Origin of the sequence: Pseudonocardia terrae, from assembly GCF_021343995.1 — a bacterium.
Lineage (GTDB): Bacteria > Actinomycetota > Actinomycetes > Mycobacteriales > Pseudonocardiaceae > Pseudonocardia > Pseudonocardia terrae.
The window spans coordinates 70359-94487 of record NZ_JAJTTE010000017.1; the positions used below are offsets into that span (position 1 = coordinate 70359).

Sequence of the window (24129 nt, forward strand, 5' to 3'; positions counted from 1 at the left end):
GTCAGGGCTGGACTGCGTTCGTGATCTTCGCCGCCACCTCCGGGGAGGCCTTGAACTGCTGCAGCACCTGCTGGATCTTCTGCGTCCCCTCGGCCCCGGCGGGGTAGGGCTTGTACTGCACCAGGATGTGGGCCCAGTTCTCCGGGTCGTCGACCCCGTTCGTGCGCAGGGCCGCGGCCAGGTCCTTCTCCGACGACGAGCTGATCGAGGTCTTGAGCGGTTGGTTGGGCGCCGCGGTCACGGTGTTGTCCACGCCCGGCTGGTCGCTGCCGCTGCGGGACCCGCCCACGCAGCCGGCCAGGGCGAGCGCGGCGACCCCGGCGAGAACGCCGGCCACGATCCGGCGCATCGGCGTCGCGGTCCTGCTGCTCGTGGTCATTCGGGCACTCCTCCGGCGTCGGTGACGGCGGCGACGTACCCGGGAGCGCGCCGGGAACACCTCGTCCGGCGGTCGCGGGTCAGTCCTCGCCGTGCTCCCGGCCGTGCTCCTCACCGGGCTCCATCGGCATGCTCGGGGCGCCGGGGCGCGGCACCTCGGCCGGGTCGGAGTCCAGCGCCTCCGGGTCCTCCTGCTCGGGGAACGGGCGCACCGGGTCGTCCCCGGGCGTCCGGTCGTCGTGCGATTCGGTCACGGATGCCTCCTTGCCCGCTCCTTGGCCTGCTTCCGGCGCGCCTCGCCCCACCAGATCGCGCCCGCGGTGCCCACGATCACGGCCCCGACCAGGAGCCCGAGGTTCAAGGACAGCAGCCCCGCGACCGCGAGCGCCACGGCCACCACGAGGATCACGGCCGCGCCGGCGAGCTCGCCCCGGGGGTCGACCTTCCCGCTCCTGCCCGCGAGCGCCGCGATGGCCCGCCACTCGTCACCGTCCGGCACGGCGTCACCTGCTCCCTGACCTGCCTCGTCCGACCGGCGACTGGGGTCGACCGGCGAGGGCAGGTACCCGTTCCGGGGCGTTCCATGCGTCCGGCCGCGAAACTTCGACCCGGCCCCGTCGGAGACGGGCGTGAGGCCTGCGCCGCGGTCGTCGGATCCGGTTACGCTGCGACTCCGGAACGGATCGACGTCGGAACGGAGCAGTCGATGACCCGCCCCGGCGAGACCCTGCGCCCGCAGGCCGCGCAGGAGAGCATCTTCGTGCGCGGCGGCGAGCTCGGCCGGATCATGGCGGGCTGGGACTGGGCCGCGACGTCGGTCGGCACGCCGGACACCTGGCCCTCGGCGCTGCGCAACGTCGTGCGGATCCTGCTCGGCTCCCGGTTCTCGATGTGGATGGGCTGGGGCCCCGAGCTCGCCTTCTTCTACAACGACGCCTACCAGCGGGACACGCTGCGGGCCAAGCACCCGTGGGCGATCGGGCGGCCCGCCCGCGAGGTGTGGGCCGAGATCTGGGAGGACATCGGCCCGCGCATCGTCTCCGTGCTGGAGACCGGCGAGGCGACCTGGGACGAGGACCTGCTGCTGATCCTGGAGCGCTCCGGCTACCCGGAGGAGACCTACCACACGTTCTCCTACAGCCCGCTCGCCGACGACAGCGGGGAGATCCCGGGCTTCCTCTGCGTCGTCACCGAGAACACCGACCGGGTCCTCGGCGAGCGCCGGATGTCGACCCTGCGTGCGCTGTCCGCCGCCGTCACCACCGCACGCACCGAGCGTGCGGTGCTCGACGCCGCCTGCGACCTGCTCGGCACCAGCACCCGCGACCTGCCGTTCTCCCTCGTCTACCTGTTCGACGACGAGGGCGGGGCCCGGCTCGCGTGCGCGGCCGGGATCGAGGTCGGCGCCCCCGCGGCGCCGGAGCGGACCGGGCCGGACGGTCCGTGGCCGCTCCAGGAGGCGCGGGCGGGCCGCACCGCGGTGGTCGACGACCTCGGCGCGCGGTTCGCGAGGCTGCCCACCGGGGAGTGGGACCGGCCGCCGACCGAGGCCGTGGTCGTGCCGCTCGGGGCCGAGGACGTGACCGGCTTCGTGGTCGTGGGCCTCAACCCCTACCGCCGCTACGACGAGGGGTACCGCGGGTTCGTCGAGCTGCTGGTCGCGCAGATCGCCTCGGGCCTGCTCAACGCCCGCGCGTACGAGACCGAGCGGCACCGGGCCGAGGCGCTGGCCGAGCTCGACCGCGCGAAGACGGACTTCTTCTCCAACGTCAGCCACGAGTTCCGCACACCGCTCACGCTGATCATGGGGCCGGTCGAGGAGCTGCGGGCGACGGACGGGATCGGCCCGGAGCGGCTGCGCACCGAGCTCGACGTGATCCACCGCAACGGGCTGCGGCTGGGCAGGCTGGTGAACAGCCTGCTCGACTACTCGCGGCTGCAGGCCGGCCGGATCGAGGCCCGCTTCGAGCCGCTGGACCTCGCGGTGTTCACCGCCGAGCTGGCCGGGGCGTTCCGCTCCGCGATCGAGCACGCCGGGCTCGAGCTCGTGATCGACTGCCCGCCGCTGTCCCGGCCGGTGCACGTCGACCGGGACAGCTGGGAGAAGGTCGTCCTCAACCTGCTGTCGAACGCGCTGAAGTTCACGTTCGAGGGCGTGATCACGGTCCGGCTGCGGGAGGTCGACGGCGCCGCCGAGCTCACCGTGACGGACACGGGCGTCGGCATCCCGGCGGCCGAGATGGCCCGGCTGTTCGAGCGCTTCCACCGGATCACCGGCACGCGGTCGCGGTCCGCCGAGGGCAGCGGGATCGGGCTGGCGATGGTGCGGGAGCTGGCCGCGCTGCACGGCGGCACGGTCGGCGCGGAGAGCACCCCCGACGTCGGCACCACGTTCACCGTCACCGTTCCGCTCGGCACGGCACACCTGCCCGTGGAGCGGGTGGCGGCGCCCGAGGAATCGCAGCACATTTCGTGGCCCGCCTCGTCGTCCGTCGAGCCGTTCGTCGCCGAGGCCCTGCGCTGGCTGCCGAACGACACCGAGGAGCCGGTCGACGGCTCGGTGCCGGCCCCGACCGTGGTGGGCGGCCGGGTGCTCGTCGCCGACGACAACGCCGACATGCGGGACTACCTGCACCGGCTGCTCGCGTCGCGGTACGCGGTGGAGGTCGTGGCGGACGGCCGGGCCGCGCTCGAGGCGGTGCTCGCGGACCCGCCGGACCTCGTCGTGTCCGACGTGATGATGCCCGAGCTCGACGGGATGGCCCTGCTCCACGCGTTGCGCGCCGACCCGCGCACCGCGCGCGTCCCGGTGCTGCTGCTGTCGGCGCGGGCGGGGCAGGAGGCTGCCGTCGAGGGGCTCGCGTTCGGCGCCGACGACTACCTGACCAAACCCTTCGCGGCCCGCGAGCTGCTCGCCCGCGTCGACGGGCACCTGCGGCTCGGCCGGGCGCGTGCCGATGCGGAGCGCCGCTTCCGGGCGCTCGCGGACGCCACACCGGCCCTGATCTGGGCGGACGGCGCCGACGGAGGCCGGCTCTTCGTCAACAAGGCCTGGCGGGAGTACACCGGCGGCGGCGACGTGGACCTCGGCACCGGCTGGCGCGCCCGGATCCACCCCGACGACCTGGCCGGCTACGACGAACGCCGCGCCGCCGCGGCGGGCGGCGTGTTCGAGGTCGAGTACCGGCTGCGCCGCGCCGACGGCAGCTACCGCTGGGTGCTCGACCGGGGCGCCCCGCTGAACCCGGCGGCGGAGGAGCGCGGGTACGTCGGCGGCTGCCTCGACATCGACGACCGGTACCGGGAGCAGGAGCGCCAGCGCGTCCTCGGTGTGCTGGGCGGCGCCCTGGAGCGGGAAGCCACGGTCGCCGGCCGACGGCGGGTGCTCGCCCGGGTGCTGGTCGACGAGGGGGTCGCCGACCTGGTCCGGCTGATCGTCGTCGACGAGACGGGCGTTCCCCGGGTGGTCGCGCTCGCGGCACGGGACGCGGCGCACGAGGCCGACCTCGCCCGGCTCGACGCCGCCTCCCCGTGGGCCGACGAGGTGCTCGCCGACGGCCGCCCCGCCACCGCGTCCGTCGACGAGAGCTACATCGTGGGTGCCTCGGCCGACCCGGAGCAGCAGGACGTGCGGCGCCGGCTCGACCTGCGGAGCGTCTCGCTCGTCCCGCTGGCGGCCCGCGGCCGGGTCGGCGGGGTGCTGGCGACCGCGCGCACGGGGGCCTCGGCGCCGCAGGACGCGCTGGACCTGGCCCTGCTGGAGGAGATCGGGCGGCGCGCGGCCACCGCGATCGACAACGCGCAGCTGTTCGAGAGCGAGCAGGACACCAGCCACCGGCTGACGCTGCTGCAGGAGGCGACCGCCGCGCTGTCGGCCGCGGCGACCCCTGGCCGCGTGGCGCAGACGGCGGTCGCGCAGTTCGCGCAGCTGCTCAAGACGTCGTCGGTGGCGCTGTGGGAGATCCGCGGCTCGGGCACGCTGGAGCTGCTGCACTCCGTCGGGTGGCCGCCCGCGGTACAGCGGGACTGGGCGAGCGTGCCCGAGGAGGCGAACGCGCCCGTCACCGACGCGGTGCGTCGCGGGACGCCCGTGTGGGTGGAGGCCGCCGAGGACTGGGACCGCGACTACCCGCACCTGCACCGGCTCATCCGCGAGGAGTACGGCTACTCGGGCGCGGCGGTCGTCCCGTTGCTGGTGGCGGGGCGCTGCATCGGCGTCGTGGCGCTCGGGTTCGTCGAGCCGCGGCGGCTGGCGGCGACCGAGCGGGCGGCCGCGGTCTCGCTCGCCGAGCAGAGCGCGCTGGCACTGCAGCGGGCCGAGCTGCTCGCCGCCGAGAGCGACGCGCGGCTGGCCGCCGAGAAGTTCAGCCGGGTCGTCTCGGCGCTGTCCGGCTCGGCGCGGCCGGCCGAGGTCGCGGAGGTGATCCTGGGCCACGCCGAGGAGATCGGGGCGTCGTCCGCCGTCGTCGCGGTGCGTCGCGGCGACCAGCTTGAGGTGCTCGCCGCCTTCCCGCCCAACCCGGTCCGCTGGCTGGCCGCGGACGTCCCCCGGCCGCTGGCCTACGCCGCCCGCACGGGCGAGCCGGTGTGGGTCGGGACCCGGTCCTCGCACGCCTGGTCGGACCGTCGGCTCGACGAGGGCGGCGGCGAGCTGCCGGACCAGGTCGCCGTGCCGCTCTCGCTCGGCGGGACCCCGCTCGGCGTGCTCGGCCTGCGGTTCCCCGACGGCGGCCCGGAGCTCTCCGACGAGGCCCGCGCCGCGCTGCTGACCGTGGCCGAGCAGTGCGCGCAGGCGCTCGACCGGGCCCGGCTGCACGAGGCCGAGCACGAGATCGCGGCCGTCCTGCAGCGCAGCCTGCTGCCGCCGGAGCCGCGGCCCTTCGCCCGGCTCCGCACCGCGACCCGGTACCGGCCCGGCGCGGCCGGGGTCCAGGCCGGCGGCGACTGGTACGACGTCTTCGCCGTCGACGACGACCGGATCGCCCTGTCCGTCGGCGACGTCGTCGGGCAGGGGCCGGCCGCCGCCGCGGTGATGGGACAGCTGCGGGTGGCGCTCTCCGGCGCCCTCCGCCAGGGACACTCGCCGGCCGCCGCGCTCGAGATCCTCGACGCCCACGTCTCCTGGATCCCCGGCGCCCGCGCGTCGACCGCGGCCTGCATGCTGCTCGACCGCGCCTCCGGCACGCTCCGCTGGGCCCGGGCCGGGCACCTGCCGCCGCTGCTGGTCGATCGGGAGGGCGCGCGGTACCTCGACGACACCCTCGGCCCGGTGCTCGGGCTGCCCGGCCGTTCGCCGTTCACCGAGGGCGGGACGACCATCCGCCCGGGCACGACGCTGCTGCTCTACACGGACGGGCTGGTCGAACGGCGCGGCGAGGTGGTCGACGACGGCCTGGCACGGTTGGCGGAGGCGGCCGCGCGCCGGGCGGGCGAGAGCCCCGACGAGCTGGTGGACCACGTGCTGGCGGAGGTCGTCGAGCGGCACGGGCACGCGGACGACATCGCGGTCGTCGCGGTGCGGCTGCTGCCCGCCCCGCTGGAGGCCCGCTACCCCGCGGCACCCCAGGTGCTGCGCGGGATGCGCGGCGACGTCCGGAGCTGGGCCGAGGAGGCGGCGCTGCCGAAGCTCCAGCTGGAGGACCTGCAGCTCGCCCTCGGCGAGGCCGCCGCCAACGCCGTCGACCATGCCTACCGGAGCAGCGCACCCGAGGGCAGCGAGGGCTTCGACATCGCGCTGGACCTCGAGGCGGACGGCGGGATCCGGGTCGCGGTGCGCGACCACGGCCACTGGCGGCCGGAGCCGGCCGACAAGGGCTTCCGCGGGCGCGGCCTCGACCTCATCCGGGCGCTCGCCGACGACGTCGAGATCGGCCGGACGGAGGAGGGCACGCTGGTGACGTTCCGGCTGCCGCCGGCCGAGCGGACCTCCGAACCCGTGCCGGTGGCGCCGTCGGCCGCGGCCCCGGCCGCCCACGCCCCGGCGGGGGTGACGGTCCGCCGGGACGGGACCGGGCTGGTGCTCGCCCTGCACGGCGACCTCGACCTCGACGGGATCGGCCACGTCCGCGAGCCGCTCGAGGCCGCCCTCGCCCCGTCCGGCCCCGCCGAGGCGGTGGTTCTCGACCTCACCGGCGTCGGGTACCTGCCCAGCGCGGGCATCGGCATGCTCGTCGACCTCGCCGCCGACGTCCGCGCCCGCGGCCTGCTGCTCCGGGTCGAGCGGCCGGGGACGGGGCCGGTGGCCCGGGTCCTCGCCCTGACCGGGCTCGACGGCGACGCGCCGCTGGGCGGCGCCTGAGCCCGGGATGGGGAGCCGTGGGCGCGGGATAGGTGGTTCCGCCGACGCGGCGCACCAGCCGGCGTCCCTACCGTTTCTCCTGGTCGGCGGGGCGGTCCCGCCGCCGAGGACGAGGAGACACGACATGCCCACCTTCCTGATCGAGCGCACCGTCCCCGGCGCGGCCGGGCTCACCCCCGAGCAGCTCCGCGAGATCGCCTGCACCTCCAACTGCGTGGTGGAGGGCCTCGGGGTGGCCTACACCTGGCACCGCAGCTACGTGGCCGGCGACAAGATCTACTGCCTGCACGAGACCGACGACCCCGAGACCGTTCGCGAGCACGCCCGCCGCGGTGGCTTCCCCGCCGACCTGGTCGTCGAGGTGGCGTCCGAGTTCGGGCCGCACACCGCCGACACCTGACATCAGGCGCGGACACCCATCCGGTGGGCGGCCGCGGCCGCCTCGCCGCGGGAGCGCACCCCCAGCTTCGCCAGGACCGCCGACACGTGATGGTCGGCGGTCCTCGGCGAGATCACCAGCCGCGCGGCGATGTCGGCGTTGCTCAGCCCCTCGGCGAGCAGCCCCAGCACGTCGAGCTGACGGGCGGTGAGGCCGGCCGGGTTCGCCCGCGTGGCGGGGGCCGGGCCGCGGGGGATCCCCACGACCCCGAGCGCGCGCAGCCGGGCGCGGAATCGGGCCGCGACGGCGGCCGCGCCCAGCTCGTCGAGCACGGGAAGGGCGGTGAGGAGGTCCGCCGGGGCGCCGGTGTCCCAGAGGGCGAGGGCGCGCTCGTACGGGCGGTCGCCCTCGTCGGGTCGGTCCTCCACGTCGTCGGGCAGGGGTGGCAGGGGCGGGAGGTCCGCCGCGGCCAGCCGTGCCGCCCAGCGCCGGAGCGGCCCGAGCGTCTGCCGCCTGCCGCTGAACTCCGTGGTGAGCAGCCGGGCGACGACCGGTCCGTCCAGCCGGGGATCGGGCCGGCGCAGCAGCCAGGCCTGCTCGGCGAGCGCCGCCACGGCCGCGGCGAGGACGGCGGGCGCGTCGAGGCCCGTCGCGATCCGCCACCCGATGTCGAGGTCCGGGTTCTCCGGGGGCGCGGAACGGCGTGCGGCCAGCACCCCGAGCACGAGCCGCGGCCACAGCCGGCCGAGCGGCATCTCGCCCCGGTCGAGGACGGCGCGCGCATCCTCCTCGGCCTCCGCCCAGCGGCCCTGCAGCAGCCGCAGCCGGGCCCGGACCCCGCGTTGCCACATCGTGCAGATCTGCACGTCCAGCCGCTCGCTGAGCGCGAGGGCCTCCGCGAGCACCGCGTCGGCCTCGGTGAACCGGCCCTGCTCGACGTCGAGGTGCGCGAGGTTGCTCACGGGTGCGGTCGCGAGCTCGTCGAGCTTCCGGGTCACGCCCGTGACGCTCGCGTCGAGGAGGTCGGTGCGAGCGGTGACGTCGCCGGCGAGCAGGCGGACGATGGAGAGTCCGATCGCGGCCGTGCCGTGCAGGGCGGGGTCCTGGAGCTCGCCGGCGATCCGTTGCGCGTCCTCGCCGGCCCGGGCGGCCCCGGACCCGTCGCCGCGATGGGCGGCCAGGTAGGCGTGGTTGGCCAGCGCGAACCCCCACTCCCGCGGGGCGTCCGCGGCGGCCAGGATCTCGCGCGCGGCGCGGTCGTGCTCGGCCGCGGTGGCGCCGTCGCCGTGGTACCAGGCGTAGTCCGAGATGATGCGGTGCCCGGTGCCGACGGCGATCGCGTCGCCGAGCTCGCGGCGGAGCGCGACGGCGCGGGTGAGCACGTCGATCGCCTCCGCGAGCCGGTCGGTGAGGTAGAGCTCGGTGCCGAGGGCCTCCAGCAGCTCCGCGCGGGTCGCCGGTCCCGTGTCGACGGCCTCGTGTCCGGTCTCGTGTCCGGCCTCGTGTCCGAGCCCGCGTCCGGCGCCGTTCCCGGTGCCGGGTCCGGTGCCGTCGGCGCCGTCGTGTCCGGTGGCGGCGAGCGCGAGCCGGTACAGCTCGACGGCCTGCCGGTGGGCGCCGGAGCGGGCCGCATCGGCCGCGGCCGCCCGTGCGTGGCGCAGGACCCGCGGGACGTCGCCGGCCGCGGCGGCGTGATGGGCGAGGACGCTGGCGTCGCCGCCGGTCGCCTCCAGTGCGGCGATCATCGTGACGTGCCGCTCCGTGGCCGGGCCGGGCGCGGCGTCGAGCACCGCGGATCGGGCGATCTCGTGCCGGAAGGCCAGCCCGTCGCCGTGGCGGTCGACGAGCCCGGTGCCGACGAGCGCGTCCACGGTCGCGGGTGGCACGCCGAGGGCGGCCAGCAGCGCGGCGCCGACCGGCTCCGGCGTGCACGAGATCAGCTCGAGCCAGCGGCGCCGGTCCGGGTCGAGGACCGCCGCCCGGGCGAGCACGGCCTCCCGGACGCTCGCCGGCAGCCGTGACTCCGGCTGCGCCACGATCTGGCTGACGAAGAACGGGTTGCCGGCCGTGCGCCGGTGCACCTCGGCGGCGTCGAGCCCGCTGCCGTCGCACAGCTGCGCGACCGCAGCCCGGCTGAGCGGTGCCAGCTGGACGCGGCGGGCGTCCGGCAGGGAGACCAGGTCGCCGATCACCGGAACCAGTGGGTGATCGGCGGCGAGCCCGTCGCGGTAGGAGAGCACCAGGAGCACGGGCAGCGCCGAGATGCGACGGCCGAGGTAGCGGACGAGGTCCGCGGTCGCCTCGTCCGCCCAGTGCATGTCCTCGATCACCAGCGTCCGCGGGCGGGCCCGCAGCGCCTCGAGCACCGCCGCGAACACCTCGTGCGGCGGTGCCCCGTCGGTGAGCAGCCCGCTCACGGCCGGCCCGAGCCCGTGCGCGACGTCGCGGAGCGGGCCGAGCGGCCGCGGGGTGGACAGCGCGTCGCACATCCCCCACAGCACCTGCTCCCGGGGGAGCTCGTCGGCGAGGGCACGCAGCAGGACCGTCTTGCCGATCCCGGCCTCGCCGGCGAGCAGCACCAGCCGGCCGCCGCCCTCGGCCGCACCGGCCGCCCGGTCGCGCACGACCGCCAGCGGATGGTCGCGCTCCAGGAGACGCACCGGGCGAGCCTAGGAACGCCCGGACGGCCCGCGGTACCGGTCGAACGGCCCTGATCCGACCTTCGGCCCCAGACGAGACCTTTCGGCTGTGAACGGAATCGACTCAGTCCGTGTAACCCGGGTCGGCCACGTGCACGACCGGGGCCCGGCCCTTCGGCTCCTCCCACTCCTCCTGGCGCCCCAGCGGGGTCAGGTCGAGCAGGTGGTAGCCGTGCATCATCTCCTCGACGCCGCGGCCGTAGGCCGACCAGGTGTGGAAGACCTGCTCGCCGTCGCGGAGGAACGTGCTGATCGCCGGCTGCTCGCCGACGTAGTCGACCATCCAGTCGAGGCCGGCGGCCGACAGTTCCCCGGCGTCCCGGAAGTTGTAGTTCGCGGGCACGACGGCCGGGTCGAGCGTCGCGTGGAAGTCGTAGTTGAAGGTGCTGCCCTCGGACGAGTACCAGGGGAAGGTCCAGCTCCGGGCCTCGCGGACGGCCTGCAACGTCGGGTACGGCGCCCGCGACACCGCGGCGAAGGCCGTGTCCCGCCGCCCGAGGTGCTCGCGCACCCCCTCGCCCGTCTCGGCGGCCATGGCGCTGCAGCTGCGGCAGGGCTCGTCCCAGGCCGGGTCGTACATGAAGTGCTGCAGGATCAGCTGGCTCCGGCCCGCGAACAGGTCGAGCAGCCCGACCTCGCCGTCCGGCCCGGTGAAGCGGTAATCGCGCTCGACCCGCACCATCGGCAGCCGCCGCCGGTCCGCGGCGAGCACGTCCCGCGCCCTCGTCAGTTCCTTCTCGCGCAACAGCAGGGCCCGGCGTGCGGCCATCCACTCGTCTCGCGAGACCACCTGCGGAAGTGCCATCGTCCTCGTCCCCTTCGGATCGGCTTGCGTGATGCAAGTACGGTAGCGATGAGACTTGCATCACGCAAGCGGATGGGGCTTATCCTGGGCCCGTGCTGGGACGTCTGTACGAGCGGGAGAACTGTTCGGCGGCGCGCGCCCTCGAGCTGGTGGGTGAGCGCTGGAGCCTGCTGATCATCCGGAACGCCGTGTTCGCCGACATGACCCGCTTCTCGGACTTCGAGCGCCGGCTCGGCATCGCGCCGAACGTCCTCGCCAAGCGCCTCGAGGGCTTCGTGGCCGCCGGGCTGATGGAGGAGCGCACGGAGGGCTACGTGCTCACCCGCAAGGGCCGCGAGCTGGGTGCGGTGATCGTGGCGCTGACCGAGTGGGGCGACCGCTGGGCCGCCCCCGACGGCCCCCCGGTCCTCTTCACCCACGACGAGTGCGGCGGCGCGGTCCACCTCACGGCCACCTGCGAGGGGTGCGGCGGCTCGCCGGACATCGCCGAGATCGTCGCCAACCCCGGCCCGGGTGCCGATCCCGACCGCCTGCCGGGCCGAGCCAGCTGAGGGCGGTCCCCGGCACGGCCTCCCGCCGGCCCATGATCCATCCGAGGTCACAGGAGCGCTGTCCGGGCGACGCTGCGGTTCCTCTCGGGCGAGTTGATCGATGCGAGCGTCACCGGAGGGTTGCTTTCACGGCCTCCGTGTCCCACCCGGAATGATCAAGAACAGGGACGATCGCGGGCAGCTCGCCTCGGCCGTCCTGGCGCTTGATCCATCCGAGGGTCACAGGAGCGCTGTCCGGACGACGCTGCAGTTCCTCTCGGCCGGGCTGATCGATCCGAGTGTCACTCGAGGGTCGCCGCCACAACCCTCGCGTCCCGCTCGGAACGATCATGGACCGGGACGACTGCAGGCAGCCGTCCCAACCGCGCGCGCGTGCTGCCACCGGCCTGACACCCCGTCCGGGCGCGGTGTCAGGCCGGGTCGGCCTCACCGGTAGTTCGTGAACTGCAGGGCGATGCCGAAGTCCTTGCCCTTCAGCAGCGCGATGACGGCCTGCAGGTCGTCCTTCTTCTTTCCCGAGACGCGCAGCTGGTCGCCCTGGATCTGGGCCTGGACGCCCTTGAGCTTCTCGTCGCGGATGGTCTTGCTGATCTCCTTGGCCTTGTCCGAGGCGATGCCCTGGAGGATCTTGCCGGTGACCTTGTAGATCTTGCCCGACGGCGCGGGCTCGCCCACCTCGAAGGCCTTCAGGGAGATGTTCCGCTTGATCAGCTTCTCCTTGAAGACGTCGACCGCCGCCTTGAGTCGCTCCTCCGTGCCGGACTCGAGGGTGATCGCCTCCTCGCCGGCCCAGCTGATCGAGGTGTCGGTGCCCCGGAAGTCGAACCGCTGGGAGAGCTCCTTCGCGGCCTGGTTGAGGGCGTTGTCGACCTCCTGCCGATCGACCTTGCTCACCACGTCGAACGACGGGTCGGCCATGGGCTCCTCCTCGCTGACGGCCCCCCTCGTGGGGACCGGATCTCGCTGTCGTATCCTTCTCCCTGCACGTCGGCGAGGCCGACGGCACCCCGGCAGGTTGCCCGAGTGGCCAAAGGGAGCGGACTGTAAATCCGTCGGCTTAGCCTACGAAGGTTCGAATCCTTCACCTGCCACACCCTCGGGGTACGGCCCCTGACCAGCGGAGACGCGGGTCAGGGGCCGTTCTCGTGTGATCAGGCGCGAGGAGATCGCCCACCTTCCCGGGCGGTCCGCCGGTCACCCGGCCTCGGTCGAGACGAAGACGGCTGTGCCCGGACATCCGTCGGACCGTGGGCGCAGGCGTCCACCGGACTCAGATCCCGAACGGCGCCGCGTACCGGACCGTCCCCGCCGGCAGCGGGTCGTCGGTGAGGGCGAGGGCCATGAGCGCCTCCTCCGGCACCTCCGCGGCGAGCCGGATGCCGTGCGCCGAGGCACGGCCGAAGCCGAAGCGCGGATAGTAGCCCGGGTGTCCGAGCACGATCACGAACCGCTCGCCCCGCTCCCGCGCCGCGGCCAGCGCCGCCCGGATCGCGGCGCTCCCGGCGCCCGAGCGTTGATGGGCGGGCAGCACGGAGCAGGGGGCGAGGCAGAGCGCCGGCACCCCGCCGACGTGGCAGCGGGTCAGCAGGGCGTGTCCGACGATTTCCCCGTCCGGCGCCTCGGCGACGACCGACAGCCCGTCGAGCCACGCGGAGTCGACCCGGAGGGCGTCGACGAGATCGGCCTCGCCGGGCGAGCCGAACGCGGCCAGCACCACCCGTCGCACCGCCGGCCCGTCGCCGGGCCCCTCCGGCCGCGTGGTCCAGCGCGTGCGGTGGTCCTCGGTCCGGCCCATGCCGTGATCCTCCCAGCGGATAGCGTGCGTCCGTGCCTCCGAGGCTGCCCCTGACCGTCGTCGCCGCCCAGCCGCCCTGCACCGCTCGTGACGTCGCGGCCAACGCCCGTGCCCACGCCGACACGGTCCGCCGGGCCGGCGCACGCCTGGTCGTCTTCCCCGAGCTGTCGCTGACCGGCTACGAGCTCGACGCCCCGGTGCTCGATCCCGCCGACCCACGGCTCACCCCGTTGGTCGAGGCCTGCGCCGACACCGGCGCCCTGGCCCTCGCCGGCGCCCCGGTGCCCCTCGACGGCGCCCCGGTGCCCCTCGCCGGCGCCCCGGTGCCCCTCGACGGCGGCGCGCCCCTCGACGGCGGCGCGCCCCTCGACGGGGGCGGCCGCTCGCTCGGCGTGCTCGCCGTCGACGGCACGGGCGCGTGGGTCGCCTACCGCACGATGTGCCTGGCCGGGGCGGAGCCCGCGCACTTCACCGCCGGGACCGGGCCCGGTGTCGTGGCGGTCGACGGCTGGCGGCTCGGGCTCGCGGTCTGCCGGGACATGGGGGTGCCGGAGCAGGCGGCGCGCACGGCCGCGCTCGGGATCGACGCGTACGTGGCGGGCGCCGTCGACATCCCGGAGGACGCCGCGGTGCAGGAGGAAAGGGCCCGGCGCATCGGCCGCGACCACGGCGTGCCGGTCGTGGTGGCCGGCTTCGCCGGCCCGACCGGCGGCGGCTACGACCGGACCGCGGGCCGATCGGGGGTCTGGGCGGCCGACGGCACGGCGCTCGCGCGGTGCGGGGCCGCGTCCGGCGAGACCGCCCGCGCGGTGCTCGTGGCCTGACCGGCGCAGACGCGGCGGCCGGGTCGCCGTAGCATCCGCGCCGTGGCGGAGTACAGGATCTCGGAGGTCGCGGGCCTGCTCGGGGTCAGTGACGACACGGTGCGCCGGTGGATCGAGGCCGGCACGTTGCCGGTGCACCTCGACGCCTCGCGGCGCAAGGTCGTCGACGGGGCCTCGCTGGCGGCGTTCACCCGTCAGCACGCGACCGCGGCCCCGGACCCCTCGGACGTGCACACCTCCGCGCGCAACCGGATGGTCGGCCTGGTGACCGAGGTCGTCACGGACAAGGTCATGGCCCAGGTCGAGATGCAGTGCGGTCCGCACCGGGTGGTGTCGCTGATGAGCCGCGAGGCGGTCGAGGAGCTCGGCCTGCAGCCCGGCTCGCTCGCCGTCGCGGTGATCAAGTCGACGAACGTCGTGGTCGAGACGCCCCGGCGCTGATCCCGACCACGACGGTGGCGTCGAGCTCCTCGGAGCGGGTCATCGCGGTGCCCATGCCGTGCACGACCATCGCCGCCGCGGTGCCGGGTGCCTGCCGTCGCGAGGTCTCGATCAGCAGCAGCCCCCCGGGCCGCAGCCAGCGGGGTGCGAGCGCGGCGATGCGCCGGTGCAGGTCGAGGCCGTCGGTGCCACCGTCCAGGGCGATGAGCGGCTCGTGGTCGCGGGCCTCCGAGGGCATGAGCGGGACCTCGGCCGACGGCACGTAGGGCGCGTTGGCGAGCAGCAGGTCGACCCGGCCGCGCAGGTCGGTGGGCAGGGCCGCGTCGAGGTCGCCCTCGTGCACGTGCCCGCCGCGGGGCTCCAGGTTGCGCCGCGCACAGCGCACCGCCGCGGGGTCGACGTCCGCCGCGTGCACCTCCGCCCCCGGCAGCTCGACGGCCAGCGCGGTCGCCACCGCCCCCGAGCCGCAGCAGAGGTCCACGATCACAGCATCCGGAGGGGCCAGCGCCACGCCCTGCTCCACCAGCAGCTCGGTGCGCCGGCGCGGCACGAAGACCCCCTCGTCGACGACGATCCGCAGCCCGCGGAACTCTGCCCAGCCCACGACGTGCTCCAGCGGGACGCCCGCGACGCGCCGGGCGAGCATGTCCTCCAGCTCCTCCGGGGACCCCGCGGACCCGGCCAGGACCTCGGCCTCCTCCTCGGCGAACACACACCCGGCCGCCCGCAGCGCCCCGACCAGGGCCTCGCTCGATCGCACGGGAGGGCATTATCACGGAATGACCCAGCTGGACGGCGCGGTCCTGCTCCCCGACGGGACCCCGGTCCGCGGGCGGGGCCGCCGCGACCCCCTGCCCGACGGGCCGCTGCCCGAGTTCTCCCTCTGCCTCGGCCGCCCCGGGCACGACGACGAGCCGGACTGGCCCGCGGCCTGGATCGTCTGGCCGGACTTCCGCGTGCCCCGCGACCGGGACGGCGCCACCGCGGCGATCGTCGACGCCTACGAACGCGCCCGCTCGGGCCTGCGGGTCGAGGTCAGCTGCACGGGCGGGACCGGCCGGACGGGCACGGTGATCGCGTGCATGGCCGTGCTCGCCGGGCACCCCGGGGCCGAGGCCGTGGCCTGGGCCCGGGCGCACTACCGGCCGCGGGCCGTCGAGACGCCCTGGCAGCGGCGGTGGGTCCGGGCGTTCGCGGAGCGGGTGGCCCGGCGCCCCGGCTGAGCCGGCGCCCGTCCGGGGTGGTCCCGCGACGTCACGAACCCGTGTCCCGGGTGCACCCGTCCGGGTAGTGCCCTCCGCGGGAGACGGCGAGGATCACCGCCGGCACCGCCCCCGGGTTGTGCACCGAGCTCAGGTTCAGCCCGGTGAACCACAGCACCGAGCCCGCGGCGAAGCGCCGGTGGCCGCCCGCGTGGCAGCGCAGCTCGATCTCCCCGGCCTCGAGGACGACGAGCACACCGCGCCACTCCGCCTCCACGTGCGGGCGCGACTCGCCCGGCCCGATCTCGATCCGCCGCCGGTCGAAGCGGCGTGGCCCCGAAGTGCACCCCATGCCGCCTCCCCCCACGGCTCATGCGGGCCGGTCGCTCCCGGCCCGTCGAGGGGTGGACCGCGGGGGCCCGCGGAACTCATCGGTGGCGTCCGGAGCGTCGGGCTGGTGGACGAGGGCGAGTCCGGGATCGACCGACCGCAGTACGGCCGCGGCGGAGTCGTGCCCGAGCCGCGAGGCCAGCTCCACGCGCGGGACGTCGATCGTCAGGCCGCGGACGCCCGCGGACCGGGCCGGCGAGAGGGCGTACAGGTGGCAGCCGGAACGGTCGGGGTGGGCGGCGTCGGAGAGCAGGTCGAGGCTGTCGGCGTGCCGGCGGACGTCCTGGGTCATCGCGCCGAGCCCCGGGGCGAGCAGGTCGATCGACCGCGCCCACCACGGCGTGCGGCCGGTCGGGTCGGAGCGGCGCAGCTCGGGGACGGGCCGGGTGAGCAGGACCAGCACGTGCGTGGCCCCCTCGCGCAGGGCCCGCGCCACCGGCAGCGGGTCGCCGATCGAGCCGTCGATCCAGCGCCGCCCGTCCAACTCGACGGGCGGCCCGGTGAGGTACGGGATCGCGGCCGTCGCGCGCATGGCCAGCCGCCAGTCCGCGGCGGTCGGGAACCCGCCGAGCGCGTGCGGGGTCATGTCGTCGGCGTCGGTGACCAGCACCCGCAGCGGGGCCGGGCTGTCGCGCAGCGCCTCCCAGTCGGTGGGCTTGCTGTGCACCAGGATCTCGTCGATCAGGTGGTCCAGCGAGACCATCGGCCGGCGCGTGCGGAGCCGGCGCGGGTCGACGAAGGCGCGGGTCGCCATGTCGTCGGGGAAGATCCGGGAGGCCTCGTAGCCGTGCCCGAGCAGCAGCGCGGTGGCGACGAACGCGCCGGCGGAGCTGCCGTAGGCGACGTCGAAGGCCGGTGCCAGGCCCGCCTGTTCGAGGGCCCAGACCATGCCGCCCGCGTAGGCGCCGCGCATCCCGCCGCCGCCGACGACGAGGGCGATCCGGTGCCCGTCCGTGCGGGCCCCCGGGCGGCTGCCGGAGTCCCGGCGGCGGAACAGGGCGTGCAGGACCTCGGCGTCGCCCTGGAGTTCGCCGTCGGGCAGGTCCCCCATGACCTCATCATGACCCGGCCGGGGCGGGCCGGTCAGGATGACCGGATGAACGTCACCGACGACGGCCCGGTGCGCCGGGTCACCCTCGACCGTCCCGAGGCCCGCAACGCCCTGACCGCCGGCGACGTCCGCGACCTGCACGCGGCCTTCGACCCCGGCCGGCTCGGTCCGGACACCAGGGCCGTCGTGGTCGACGCCACCGGTCCCGTGTTCTCGGCCGGGATGCACGTCGACGAGTTCCTCGCGCTCGGGTCGGTGGCCGACGCGGAGGCGTTCATCGGGCGGCTGCGCGACCTGCTGCGGGCCGTGCGGATCGCGCCCGTGCCGGTGCTCGTGGCCGTCGACGGGCCGTGCATCGGGGCGGCGTTCGAGCTCGCCCTGGCTGCCGACCTGCGGGTGGCGACCACCCGGGCCGCGTTCGGGCTGCCCGAGGTCAAGCTGGGCATCCCGTCGGTGGTCGACGCCGCCCTGCTGCAGCAGCACGTCGGGCTGGCCCTGGCGAAGGAGATCATCCTGACCGGGGACCTCTACCCGGTCGATCGCCTCGGTGCCCTGTGCAACGCCGTCGTCGAGCCGTCCGGGCTGGCGGGCGCCGTCGAGGAGCTGCTCGCCAAGGTCACCGGGCACACCCCCACGGTGCTCGCGGCGCAGAAGCGGCTGTTCGAGACCTGGCAGAACACCGGGCTGGCCGCAGGCGCGGACCGCAGCGTGCAGGAGTTCGCGGGCGTCTTCGCGGAGGACGAGACACGGGAGGTGCTGGCGGCGTACCGCGCCGGGCTCGGCCGCCGGAAGGGGAGCTGAGCGTCGATCGACCGCGGCGCGACGGTCGCGCGCCGTGCCGGGAGGACGAAGACGGCGGCGGGTTTCGTACCCGGGACACGAAGGTCATCCGCGTGACCGATGTCACCGTGCAGGGGACATCGGAGAGCCCGTCCGAACGGACCCAGGAGGCAGCGTTGCCCGTCCACCCCGAAGCCCAGGCCCTGCTCGACGCCCTCGTCGAGCAAGGCATGCCGCCGTTCCCGCAGATGACGGTGCCGATGGCCCGTGCCGCGACGAAGGGCTTCCTCGACCTGCAGGGCGAGCCGGAACCGATCGCCGTCGATGACCGACGCATCCCGGGCCCCGACAGCCAGATCCCGGTGCGGATCTACACCCCCGAGGGCGACGGCCCGAAGCCGCTGGTCGTCTACTTCCACGGTGGCGGCTGGGTGATCGGCGACCTGGAGATCGTCGACCGCCCGCTGCGCACCCTCGCCAACCGCAGCGGTGCCGTCATCGTGTCCGTCGACTACCGGCTCGCCCCCGAGCACATCGCCCCCGCCGCGTTCGACGACTGCTACGCGGCCACCGTCTGGGCCGCGGAGAACGCCGGGGAGCTCGGCGCGGACGCGGACCGGCTGATCGTGGCCGGCGACTCCGCCGGTGGCCACCTCGCCGCGTCGGTGGCGCAGGCCGCCAAGGACCGGAGCGGTCCCGCCATCGCCGCCCAGGTACTGCTCTACCCGGTCACCGACTTCGACTTCTCCACCCCGTCGTACGAGCAGAACGCCGACGGCTACCTGCTCACCCGCGGCGCGATGGAGTGGTTCTGGGCGCACTACCTGGGCGCGCAGAGCGACGACCTCGACTACCTCTGCCCCGGCCGCCGCGAGGACCTGTCCGGTCTGCCGCCGGCCTACGTCGCGACGTCGGAGTACGACCCGCTGCGCGACGAGGGCGAGAACTACGCCCGCAAGCTCGAGGCGGCCGGTGTGCCCGTCACGCAGAAGCGCTTCGACGGCATGCTGCACGACTTCCTCTGGACCCTCGGCGCCACGCCGTCGGGTGCCGGGATCATCGACGAGATCGCCGACGCGGTGCGGAAGGCCGGCGCGTGACGCAGCGGGTGGAGGTCGCCGTCCTGGGCGCGGGACTCGGCGGCCTCGGTATGGCGGTGCGGCTGCAGCAGTCCGGCGAGGAGTCGTTCGTCGTGCTCGAGAAGGCGGGCGACTGGGGCGGCACCTGGCGGGACAACACCTACCCGGGCGCCTCGTGCGACGTGCAGTCGCACCTGTACTGGTTCTCGTTCGACGAGCAGCCGGACTGGAGCCGGGTGTTCGCGTTCCAGCCGGAGATCAAGGCGCACATCGACCGGCTCGTCGACCGACTCGGCCTCGCGTCGAGGATCCGGTTGAACACGGAGGTGACCTCCGCGCACTGGGACGACGCCGAGGGCGTCTGGCGGATCGCGGTGGCCGAGGGCGAGGACGTCGTCGCCCGGGCGCTGGTCACGGCGTGGGGCCAGCTCAACCGGCCCACCTTCCGGGACATCGCCGGCCGGGAGACCTTCCGTGGCGACTCGTGGCACTCCGCGCGCTGGAACCACGACGTCGACCTGCGGGGCAAGCGCGTCGCGTGCGTCGGCAACGGGGCCAGCGCGGCGCAGCTCATCCCCGAGGTGGCCGAGGCCGCCGCGGAGCTGGTCGTGTTCCAGCGGACGCCGAACTACGTGGTGCCGCGCGAGGACCGCCCGTACGGCCCGGAGGAGCGCGAGCGGTACCGGCAGCGCGAGTTCCTCCAGGAGAGCCGGGACGGCTTCTACTGGGAGCACGAGGGCTGGATGGGGGCGATGAAGCAGGGCACGGACGTCGCCGCCGAGTTCACCGCCGCCGCCCGCGCCCACCTGGAGGCCCAGGTCCCCGACGAGGAGCTGCGCGCCAAGCTCTGGCCGGACTACCCGATCGGCTGCAAGCGGATCATCATCGCCGACACCTTCTACCCGGCGCTGGTGCGCGACAACGTACGCCTGGTGACCGAGAAGCTCGATGGCGTGGAGCCCACCGGCGTGCGGACCGCCGACGGCGTGCTGCACGAGGTGGACGTGATCGTCTACGCCACCGGCTTCGAGACGCTGTCCTTCAACAGTGCGCTCGACGTCCGCGGCCGGGACGGCCTGCCGCTCGCCGAGGCCTGGCGGGAGGGGCCCGAGGCCTATCTCGGGGTCACCGTCTCCGGCTTCCCGAACCTGTTCATGCTCTACGGCCCGAACACGAACCTCGGCCACAACTCGATCATCGCGATGCTCGAGTGCCAGTTCGAGTACGTGCTGCAGGGCCTGGAGGTCGGCAGGGAGAAGGGCGCGGCGCTCTCGGTCCGCAGGGACGCGCAGGACGAGTACAACGCCGAGCTGCAGCGCGAGCTGCGGGACAGCTCCTTCGCCGGCAGCTGCAACAGCTGGTACAAGACGGCGGACGGGCGCATCACCAACAACTGGAAGGGCAGCGTCGAGGACTACCGGGAGGCGACCCGGGAGCTCGACGTCGAGGCCTACGACCTCGTGCCCACGCCCTGAGCGGGGCGGTCCGGACCCCGGCCGGGCGCGACGGCGGCAACGGCGCCGCCGTCGTGCCCGGCCGGCTCGTTCCCACGGGCGCTTGTCAAACGTTCGGCAGAACGTACTGTGGGGGAGTGCCGCCATCGACGACGGACGTCTCCCCGGCCGGGCTCGCCCAGGTGGGCGGCTGCGTCCGCGCGATCGCCGTGGCCCTGGGGCGGCGCGTCGTCGAGATCGCGCTCGACCTGCGCCAGCTGATGGCGACCGAGATCGCGGAGCTCGACGGCGATCCGCGGATCGTCGAGCTGCTCGGCGCCTCGGTGGAGGGCAACGTCGAGACGATCCTGCACATGCTCGCGCACGAGATCCCGGCCGAGCGGATGGAACCGCCCTCGGCCGCGTTCGAGTACGCCCGCCGGCTCGCCCAGCGCGGGGTCCCGGTCAACGCCCTGCTCCGCGCCTACCGGGTGGGCCACGACCGGTTGCTGCGCTGGATGTTCGCCGAGCTGGACCGGCGCCGCGAGGACCCGGTCGTGGCGCTCGGCGTCGCGCGGCGGATGGTCGGCGACACCTTCGGCTACGTCGACTGGATCTGCCAGCAGGTCGCCGAGGTCTACGAGGAGGAGCGCGAGCGCTGGCTCGCCAACCGGGACACCCTGCGCGCCGGCCGGGTGCGGGCGCTTCTCGAGGGCGACGGCCCCGCCGACCTCGACGCGCTCGAGACCACCCTGGGCTACGGGCTGCGCGGGCGGCACCTCGCGCTCGTGGCCTGGTCCGGCGAGGGGGAGGGCGCGACGGTCGTCCGGCTCGTCGGCGCGCTGGCGGAGCGGATCGGCTGCCGCGGCAGGCCGCTGTGCGTGGCCTACGACCACGCGACGACGTGGGCCTGGCTCCCGCTCGGGCGGGACTCCTCGGTGGCGGACCTGGCCAAGGCCGTGGAGGCGCTCGCCGAGGAGAACGCGCAGGCCGTGCGGATCGCCGTGGGCGAACCCGGGACCGGCGTGGCCGGGTTCCGGGAGAGCCACCGCCAGGCCGTCCGCGCGCAGACCGTGGCGCTCGCCGCGGCCGGCGACGCCCGGCGGCTGACGACCTTCGCCGACGTCGGCGCCGTCGCCCTGCTCTGCGCCGATCTCGAGGCGGCGCGCACCTGGGTGGCCGACACCCTGGGCGGGCTCGCGGTCGACGACCCGCAGCGCGCGCGGCTGCGCGAGACCCTGCGGGTGTTCCTCGCGGCCGGGGGCAGCTACACCACCGCGGCCGACCAGCTGACGATGCACAAGAACTCCGTGCGGTACCGGGTGGGCCGGGCCGAGCGGGAGCGCGGCCGGCCGCTCACCGACGGCCGCATCGACCTCGAGCTGGCGCTGCTGGCGTGCCGCTGGCTAGGCCGCGCAGTGCTCACACCCGCCCGGTGATCCTCGGTAGTGTCGAGATCGTGAGTGCTCTGAAGACCGAGGTCGAGCCGGGCGAGGTCGGGCTCGACGCGCAGCGGCTGGACCGGATCGGGACCCACTTCGCGAAGTACGTCGACTCCGGCAAGCTCGCCGGCTGGTCCGTCGCCGTGGCCCGCCGCGGCAAGGTCGCCTACGTGGCGCACCACGGGCTGCGGGACGTCGAGGCCGGGCTCCCGGTCACCGACGACACGATCTGGCGCATCTACTCGATGACCAAGCCGATCACCTCCGTCGCCGCGCTGATGCTGTGGGAGGAGGGCGCGCTCGAGCTCACCGACCCGGTCTCGCGGTACATCCCGTCGTTCGCCGACACCCGCGTCTACCGGTCCGGCTCCGCGCTCAACCCGGGCACCGAGGCGACCACCGAGCCGATCCGGGTGTGGCACCTGCTCACCCACACGTCCGGGCTCACCTACGGCTTCCACCACGCCCACCCGGTCGACGAGATGTACCGCGGCAAGGGCCACGAGTTCGGCGCCCCGCGCGGGCACGACCTCGCGACCGCCTGCGACACCTGGGCGAGCCTGCCGCTGCTGTTCCAGCCGGGTACCGAGTGGAACTACGGCGTCTCGACGGACGTGCTCGGCCGGGTCGTCGAGGTCGCCTCCGGGATGTCGCTCGACGCGTTCTTCCGGGAGCGGATCCTCGGCCCGCTCGGCATGACCGACACCGGCTTCCACGTCTCCGGCGAGGAGAACCTGGCCCGGCTGGCCACGCTGTACCAGCCCAGGCCCGGCGGCGGGCTGGTCCGCAGCGGGGCGATGGCCGAGGCGATCACCCGGCAGCCGACCTTCCTGTCCGGCGGTGGCGGGCTGGCCTCCACGCTGTACGACTACCACCGCTTCACCCAGATGCTCGCCCGCGGCGGCGAGCTCGACGACGTGCGCCTGCTCGGCCCGCGCACGCTGGCCTACGCCACGCGCAACCACCTGCCCGGCGGAGCAGACCTGGAGACGATCGGCCGCCCGATCTTCGCGGAGTCGACCTACCAGGGCACGGGCTTCGGGCTCGGGTTCTCGGTCGTCGTCGACCCGGCGGCGGGCAAGCAGCTGCAGGGGCTCGGCGAGTACGGCTGGGGCGGGCTGGCCAGCACGGCCTTCTACCTGGACCCCGTCGAGGAGCTGAGCGTGGTCTTCATGACCCAGCTGATGCCGTCGAGCGCCTACCCGATCCGCCCGCAGCTGCGGGTGCTGGTGTCCCAGGCGGTCGTCTCATGAGCTGGGTCGACGAGCGCGAGGGCTCCTGGGTCCTCGCGTTCGTCGTCCGGGTGGTCGTCGTCGCGGTCGCGCTGTGGGTCGCCACCTGGCTGGTCGACGGCATCGAGCTCGGCGGGCGCACCACGGGCTCCCGGGTGGGCACCCTGGTCGTGGTCGCGCTGATCTTCGGCCTGGTCAACGCGTTCCTCAAGCCCGTGATCAAGATCCTGAGCTGCCCGCTCTACATCCTCACGCTCGGGCTGTTCGGCCTGATCGTCAACGGCCTGCTCTTCTGGCTGGTCGGCTCGTTCGCCTCGCGGATCGGCCTGCCGTTCGTGGTCGAGGGCTTCTGGCCCGGCTTCTGGGGCGCCATCGTCGTCGCGGTCGTGGGGTTCGTCCTGCACCTGCTGATTCCGGACCGGTTCGACCAGCGCTAATGCTGACGTGCTGGTGAGTGGTGCCGGAGCACCACTCACCCACGCGACGGACTCAGACGGGCCAGCCCTCCTCGCGGTAGCCGCCGTCCCAGAACATCCACTCGTACCGGCTGGTCGTGGTGAAGTGCGCCCGCATCCGGGCGAGCTCGGCCTCGGAGACCGACTCACCGATCCGGTCGGTGGCGGCCAGCACGGCGTCGACGACGGCCTGGAACTCCGCGCCGCCGTAGGTGGCGATCCAGCGGGCGTAGAGCGGGTCGGGGGAGCCGGCCTCCACGAGGTGCTCGCCGACCTTCGCGTAGATCCAGTAGCAGGGGAGCACGGCCGCGACCGCCTCCGGGTAGGAACCGGAGTACGCCGTGGCGAGCAGGTAGCTGACGTACGCCCGGGTCGCCGGTGCGACCGGCAGCGCCGCCGCCTGCTCGGCGGTCAGGTCCAGCTTGCCGAGCAGCTCGGCGTGCAGCTCCTGCTCGGCGGCGATCGCGCCGGCGGCGTGCGCGCAGAACATCGCGAGGTCGTCCTCGCCCGGCGCCTTGGCCGCACACAGCGCGAGCGCGCGGGCGTAGCCGCGCAGATAGTGCGCGTCCTGGACGATGTAGTGGCGGAAGGCCGAGTGCGGGAGCGTGCCGTCGGTCAGCCCGGTGACGAACGGGTGCGCGAGGATCGCGGCGTAGACGTCCTCGACGTCGCTCCACAGGACGTCGGTCGTGCGGGTGCTCATGCCCGGAACCGTAGGGCCCGCAGCAGAATCATCGGTGTGGCGTAGACCACCTGTCGAATGATCATGTGCGCGTGGGGTAGTCGCGTTCTGACAGCTTGCGCGCTCAGAGTGAGAGCCTCGTCACTCTTCGGGTACCACGACACCTGCCGGTCAACGAAGTGGGTCACGATGGGACACCACGGATGGCGACTC

The 24129-nt window shown here is 74.7% G+C and carries 23 protein-coding genes and 1 tRNA gene; 13 read left to right on the forward strand and 11 right to left on the reverse strand.

What is annotated here, in order from left to right:
- Position 1 precedes the first annotated feature (1 nt).
- From LWC33_RS13660 to LWC33_RS13670, 3 genes are all read right to left on the reverse strand, one after another.
- A complete protein-coding gene (locus LWC33_RS13660; protein ID WP_233304737.1) occupies positions 2-379 on the reverse strand; it encodes a hypothetical protein in 378 nt (125 codons plus the stop codon).
- Between the two features lie 79 nt (positions 380-458).
- Positions 459-632, reverse strand: a complete 174-nt coding sequence (locus LWC33_RS13665) for a hypothetical protein (RefSeq protein ID WP_233304738.1) — start codon at positions 630-632, stop codon at positions 459-461.
- A complete protein-coding gene (locus tag LWC33_RS13670; RefSeq protein ID WP_233304739.1) occupies positions 629-877 on the reverse strand; it encodes a hypothetical protein in 249 nt (82 codons plus the stop codon). The genes LWC33_RS13665 and LWC33_RS13670 overlap by 4 nt, the downstream gene beginning before the upstream one ends.
- Positions 878-1084: 207 nt before the next feature.
- Between LWC33_RS13670 and LWC33_RS13675 the strand changes: the two genes are divergently transcribed.
- The gene (locus LWC33_RS13675; RefSeq protein ID WP_233304740.1) at positions 1085-6676 is read left to right on the forward strand and encodes a SpoIIE family protein phosphatase; all 5592 of its coding nucleotides are present in this window, start codon (positions 1085-1087) and stop codon (positions 6674-6676) included.
- 124 nt (positions 6677-6800) lie between these two features.
- Entirely contained in the window at positions 6801-7076 is a 276-nt protein-coding gene (locus LWC33_RS13680; RefSeq protein WP_233304741.1) for a DUF4242 domain-containing protein, read from the forward strand.
- Between the two features lie 2 nt (positions 7077-7078).
- On the opposite strand, the gene LWC33_RS13685 is transcribed toward LWC33_RS13680, so the two are convergent.
- Complete coding sequence (locus LWC33_RS13685; protein WP_233304742.1) at positions 7079-9715, reverse strand: AAA family ATPase; 2637 nt, start codon at positions 9713-9715, stop codon at positions 7079-7081.
- Between the two features lie 103 nt (positions 9716-9818).
- Entirely contained in the window at positions 9819-10559 is a 741-nt protein-coding gene (locus LWC33_RS13690; protein ID WP_233304743.1) for a DUF899 domain-containing protein, read from the reverse strand.
- Positions 10560-10651: 92 nt separating this feature from the next.
- On the opposite strand from LWC33_RS13690, the gene LWC33_RS13695 reads away from it, so the two are divergent.
- On the forward strand, positions 10652-11110 hold the full coding sequence (locus tag LWC33_RS13695) for a winged helix-turn-helix transcriptional regulator (RefSeq protein ID WP_233304744.1): 459 nt from the start codon (positions 10652-10654) through the stop codon (positions 11108-11110).
- Positions 11111-11536: 426 nt separating this feature from the next.
- On the opposite strand, the gene LWC33_RS13700 is transcribed toward LWC33_RS13695, so the two are convergent.
- On the reverse strand, positions 11537-12028 hold the full coding sequence (locus LWC33_RS13700) for a YajQ family cyclic di-GMP-binding protein (protein ID WP_233304745.1): 492 nt from the start codon (positions 12026-12028) through the stop codon (positions 11537-11539).
- 91 nt (positions 12029-12119) lie between these two features.
- Between LWC33_RS13700 and LWC33_RS13705 the strand changes: the two genes are divergently transcribed.
- A tRNA-Tyr gene (locus tag LWC33_RS13705) sits at positions 12120-12201 on the forward strand.
- Between the two features lie 179 nt (positions 12202-12380).
- On the opposite strand, the gene LWC33_RS13710 is transcribed toward LWC33_RS13705, so the two are convergent.
- Entirely contained in the window at positions 12381-12905 is a 525-nt protein-coding gene (locus tag LWC33_RS13710) for a GNAT family N-acetyltransferase (protein ID WP_233304746.1), read from the reverse strand.
- 32 nt (positions 12906-12937) lie between these two features.
- On the opposite strand from LWC33_RS13710, the gene LWC33_RS13715 reads away from it, so the two are divergent.
- A complete protein-coding gene (locus LWC33_RS13715) occupies positions 12938-13729 on the forward strand; it encodes a carbon-nitrogen hydrolase family protein (protein WP_233304747.1) in 792 nt (263 codons plus the stop codon).
- A 42-nt stretch (positions 13730-13771) separates the two neighbouring features.
- Positions 13772-14170 (forward strand): TOBE domain-containing protein, encoded by a 399-nt coding sequence (locus LWC33_RS13720; protein ID WP_233304748.1) that lies wholly within the window; start codon positions 13772-13774, stop codon positions 14168-14170.
- Here the strand turns inward: LWC33_RS13720 and LWC33_RS13725 are convergent.
- Positions 14130-14930 carry a putative protein N(5)-glutamine methyltransferase gene (locus LWC33_RS13725; RefSeq protein ID WP_233304749.1) on the reverse strand — a complete coding sequence of 267 codons (801 nt, stop codon included), beginning with the start codon at positions 14928-14930 and terminating at the stop codon, positions 14130-14132. The genes LWC33_RS13720 and LWC33_RS13725 overlap by 41 nt on opposite strands.
- A 19-nt stretch (positions 14931-14949) precedes the next feature.
- Between LWC33_RS13725 and LWC33_RS13730 the strand changes: the two genes are divergently transcribed.
- Positions 14950-15393 carry a protein-tyrosine phosphatase family protein gene (locus tag LWC33_RS13730; RefSeq protein ID WP_233304750.1) on the forward strand — a complete coding sequence of 148 codons (444 nt, stop codon included), beginning with the start codon at positions 14950-14952 and terminating at the stop codon, positions 15391-15393.
- Between the two features lie 31 nt (positions 15394-15424).
- Here the strand turns inward: LWC33_RS13730 and LWC33_RS13735 are convergent, their stop codons facing one another.
- Complete coding sequence (locus LWC33_RS13735; protein ID WP_233304751.1) at positions 15425-15724, reverse strand: hypothetical protein; 300 nt, start codon at positions 15722-15724, stop codon at positions 15425-15427.
- Positions 15725-15742: 18 nt separating this feature from the next.
- Positions 15743-16813, reverse strand: coding sequence for a patatin-like phospholipase family protein (locus LWC33_RS13740; protein ID WP_233304752.1), 1071 nt, complete (start codon positions 16811-16813; stop codon positions 15743-15745).
- 45 nt (positions 16814-16858) lie between these two features.
- Here LWC33_RS13740 and LWC33_RS13745 point away from each other — a divergent pair, with 45 nt between their 5' ends.
- The 6 genes from LWC33_RS13745 to LWC33_RS13770 all read left to right on the forward strand — a co-directional run bounded on the left by LWC33_RS13745 (position 16859) and on the right by LWC33_RS13770 (position 23216).
- On the forward strand, positions 16859-17614 hold the full coding sequence (locus LWC33_RS13745; RefSeq protein ID WP_233304753.1) for an enoyl-CoA hydratase/isomerase family protein: 756 nt from the start codon (positions 16859-16861) through the stop codon (positions 17612-17614).
- Positions 17615-17706: 92 nt separating this feature from the next.
- On the forward strand, positions 17707-18693 hold the full coding sequence (gene lipP1, locus LWC33_RS13750; protein WP_233304754.1) for a LipP1 family hormone-sensitive lipase: 987 nt from the start codon (positions 17707-17709) through the stop codon (positions 18691-18693).
- Positions 18690-20147, forward strand: a complete 1458-nt coding sequence (locus tag LWC33_RS13755) for a flavin-containing monooxygenase (protein ID WP_233304755.1) — start codon at positions 18690-18692, stop codon at positions 20145-20147. The genes lipP1 and LWC33_RS13755 overlap by 4 nt, the downstream gene beginning before the upstream one ends.
- Before the next feature lie 116 nt (positions 20148-20263).
- Positions 20264-21544, forward strand: coding sequence for a PucR family transcriptional regulator (locus tag LWC33_RS13760; protein WP_233304756.1), 1281 nt, complete (start codon positions 20264-20266; stop codon positions 21542-21544).
- A 20-nt stretch (positions 21545-21564) separates the two neighbouring features.
- Positions 21565-22800, forward strand: coding sequence for a serine hydrolase domain-containing protein (locus LWC33_RS13765; protein WP_233304757.1), 1236 nt, complete (start codon positions 21565-21567; stop codon positions 22798-22800).
- Positions 22797-23216: a phage holin family protein gene (locus tag LWC33_RS13770; protein ID WP_233304758.1), complete on the forward strand. Its 420-nt coding sequence runs from the start codon at positions 22797-22799 to the stop codon at positions 23214-23216. The genes LWC33_RS13765 and LWC33_RS13770 overlap by 4 nt, the downstream gene beginning before the upstream one ends.
- A gap of 52 nt (positions 23217-23268) precedes the next feature.
- Here LWC33_RS13770 and tenA read toward each other — a convergent pair whose 3' ends face one another.
- Positions 23269-23937 carry a thiaminase II gene (tenA, locus tag LWC33_RS13775; RefSeq protein WP_233304759.1) on the reverse strand — a complete coding sequence of 223 codons (669 nt, stop codon included), beginning with the start codon at positions 23935-23937 and terminating at the stop codon, positions 23269-23271.
- Positions 23938-24129 lie beyond the last annotated feature (192 nt).

Coding starts and splice junctions, on each gene's coding strand:
- LWC33_RS13660 (WP_233304737.1), bottom strand. CDS start 379: ATGACCACGAGCAGCAGGACCGCGACGCCGATGCGCCGGATCGTGGCC.
- LWC33_RS13675 (WP_233304740.1), top strand. CDS start 1,085: ATGACCCGCCCCGGCGAGACCCTGCGCCCGCAGGCCGCGCAGGAGAGC.
- LWC33_RS13680 (WP_233304741.1), top strand. CDS start 6,801: ATGCCCACCTTCCTGATCGAGCGCACCGTCCCCGGCGCGGCCGGGCTC.
- LWC33_RS13690 (WP_233304743.1), bottom strand. CDS start 10,559: ATGGCACTTCCGCAGGTGGTCTCGCGAGACGAGTGGATGGCCGCACGC.
- LWC33_RS13700 (WP_233304745.1), bottom strand. CDS start 12,028: ATGGCCGACCCGTCGTTCGACGTGGTGAGCAAGGTCGATCGGCAGGAG.
- LWC33_RS13710 (WP_233304746.1), bottom strand. CDS start 12,905: ATGGGCCGGACCGAGGACCACCGCACGCGCTGGACCACGCGGCCGGAG.
- LWC33_RS13730 (WP_233304750.1), top strand. CDS start 14,950: ATGACCCAGCTGGACGGCGCGGTCCTGCTCCCCGACGGGACCCCGGTC.
- LWC33_RS13735 (WP_233304751.1), bottom strand. CDS start 15,724: ATGGGGTGCACTTCGGGGCCACGCCGCTTCGACCGGCGGCGGATCGAG.
- LWC33_RS13740 (WP_233304752.1), bottom strand. CDS start 16,813: ATGGGGGACCTGCCCGACGGCGAACTCCAGGGCGACGCCGAGGTCCTG.
- LWC33_RS13745 (WP_233304753.1), top strand. CDS start 16,859: ATGAACGTCACCGACGACGGCCCGGTGCGCCGGGTCACCCTCGACCGT.
- LWC33_RS13770 (WP_233304758.1), top strand. CDS start 22,797: ATGAGCTGGGTCGACGAGCGCGAGGGCTCCTGGGTCCTCGCGTTCGTC.
- tenA (WP_233304759.1), bottom strand. CDS start 23,937: ATGAGCACCCGCACGACCGACGTCCTGTGGAGCGACGTCGAGGACGTC.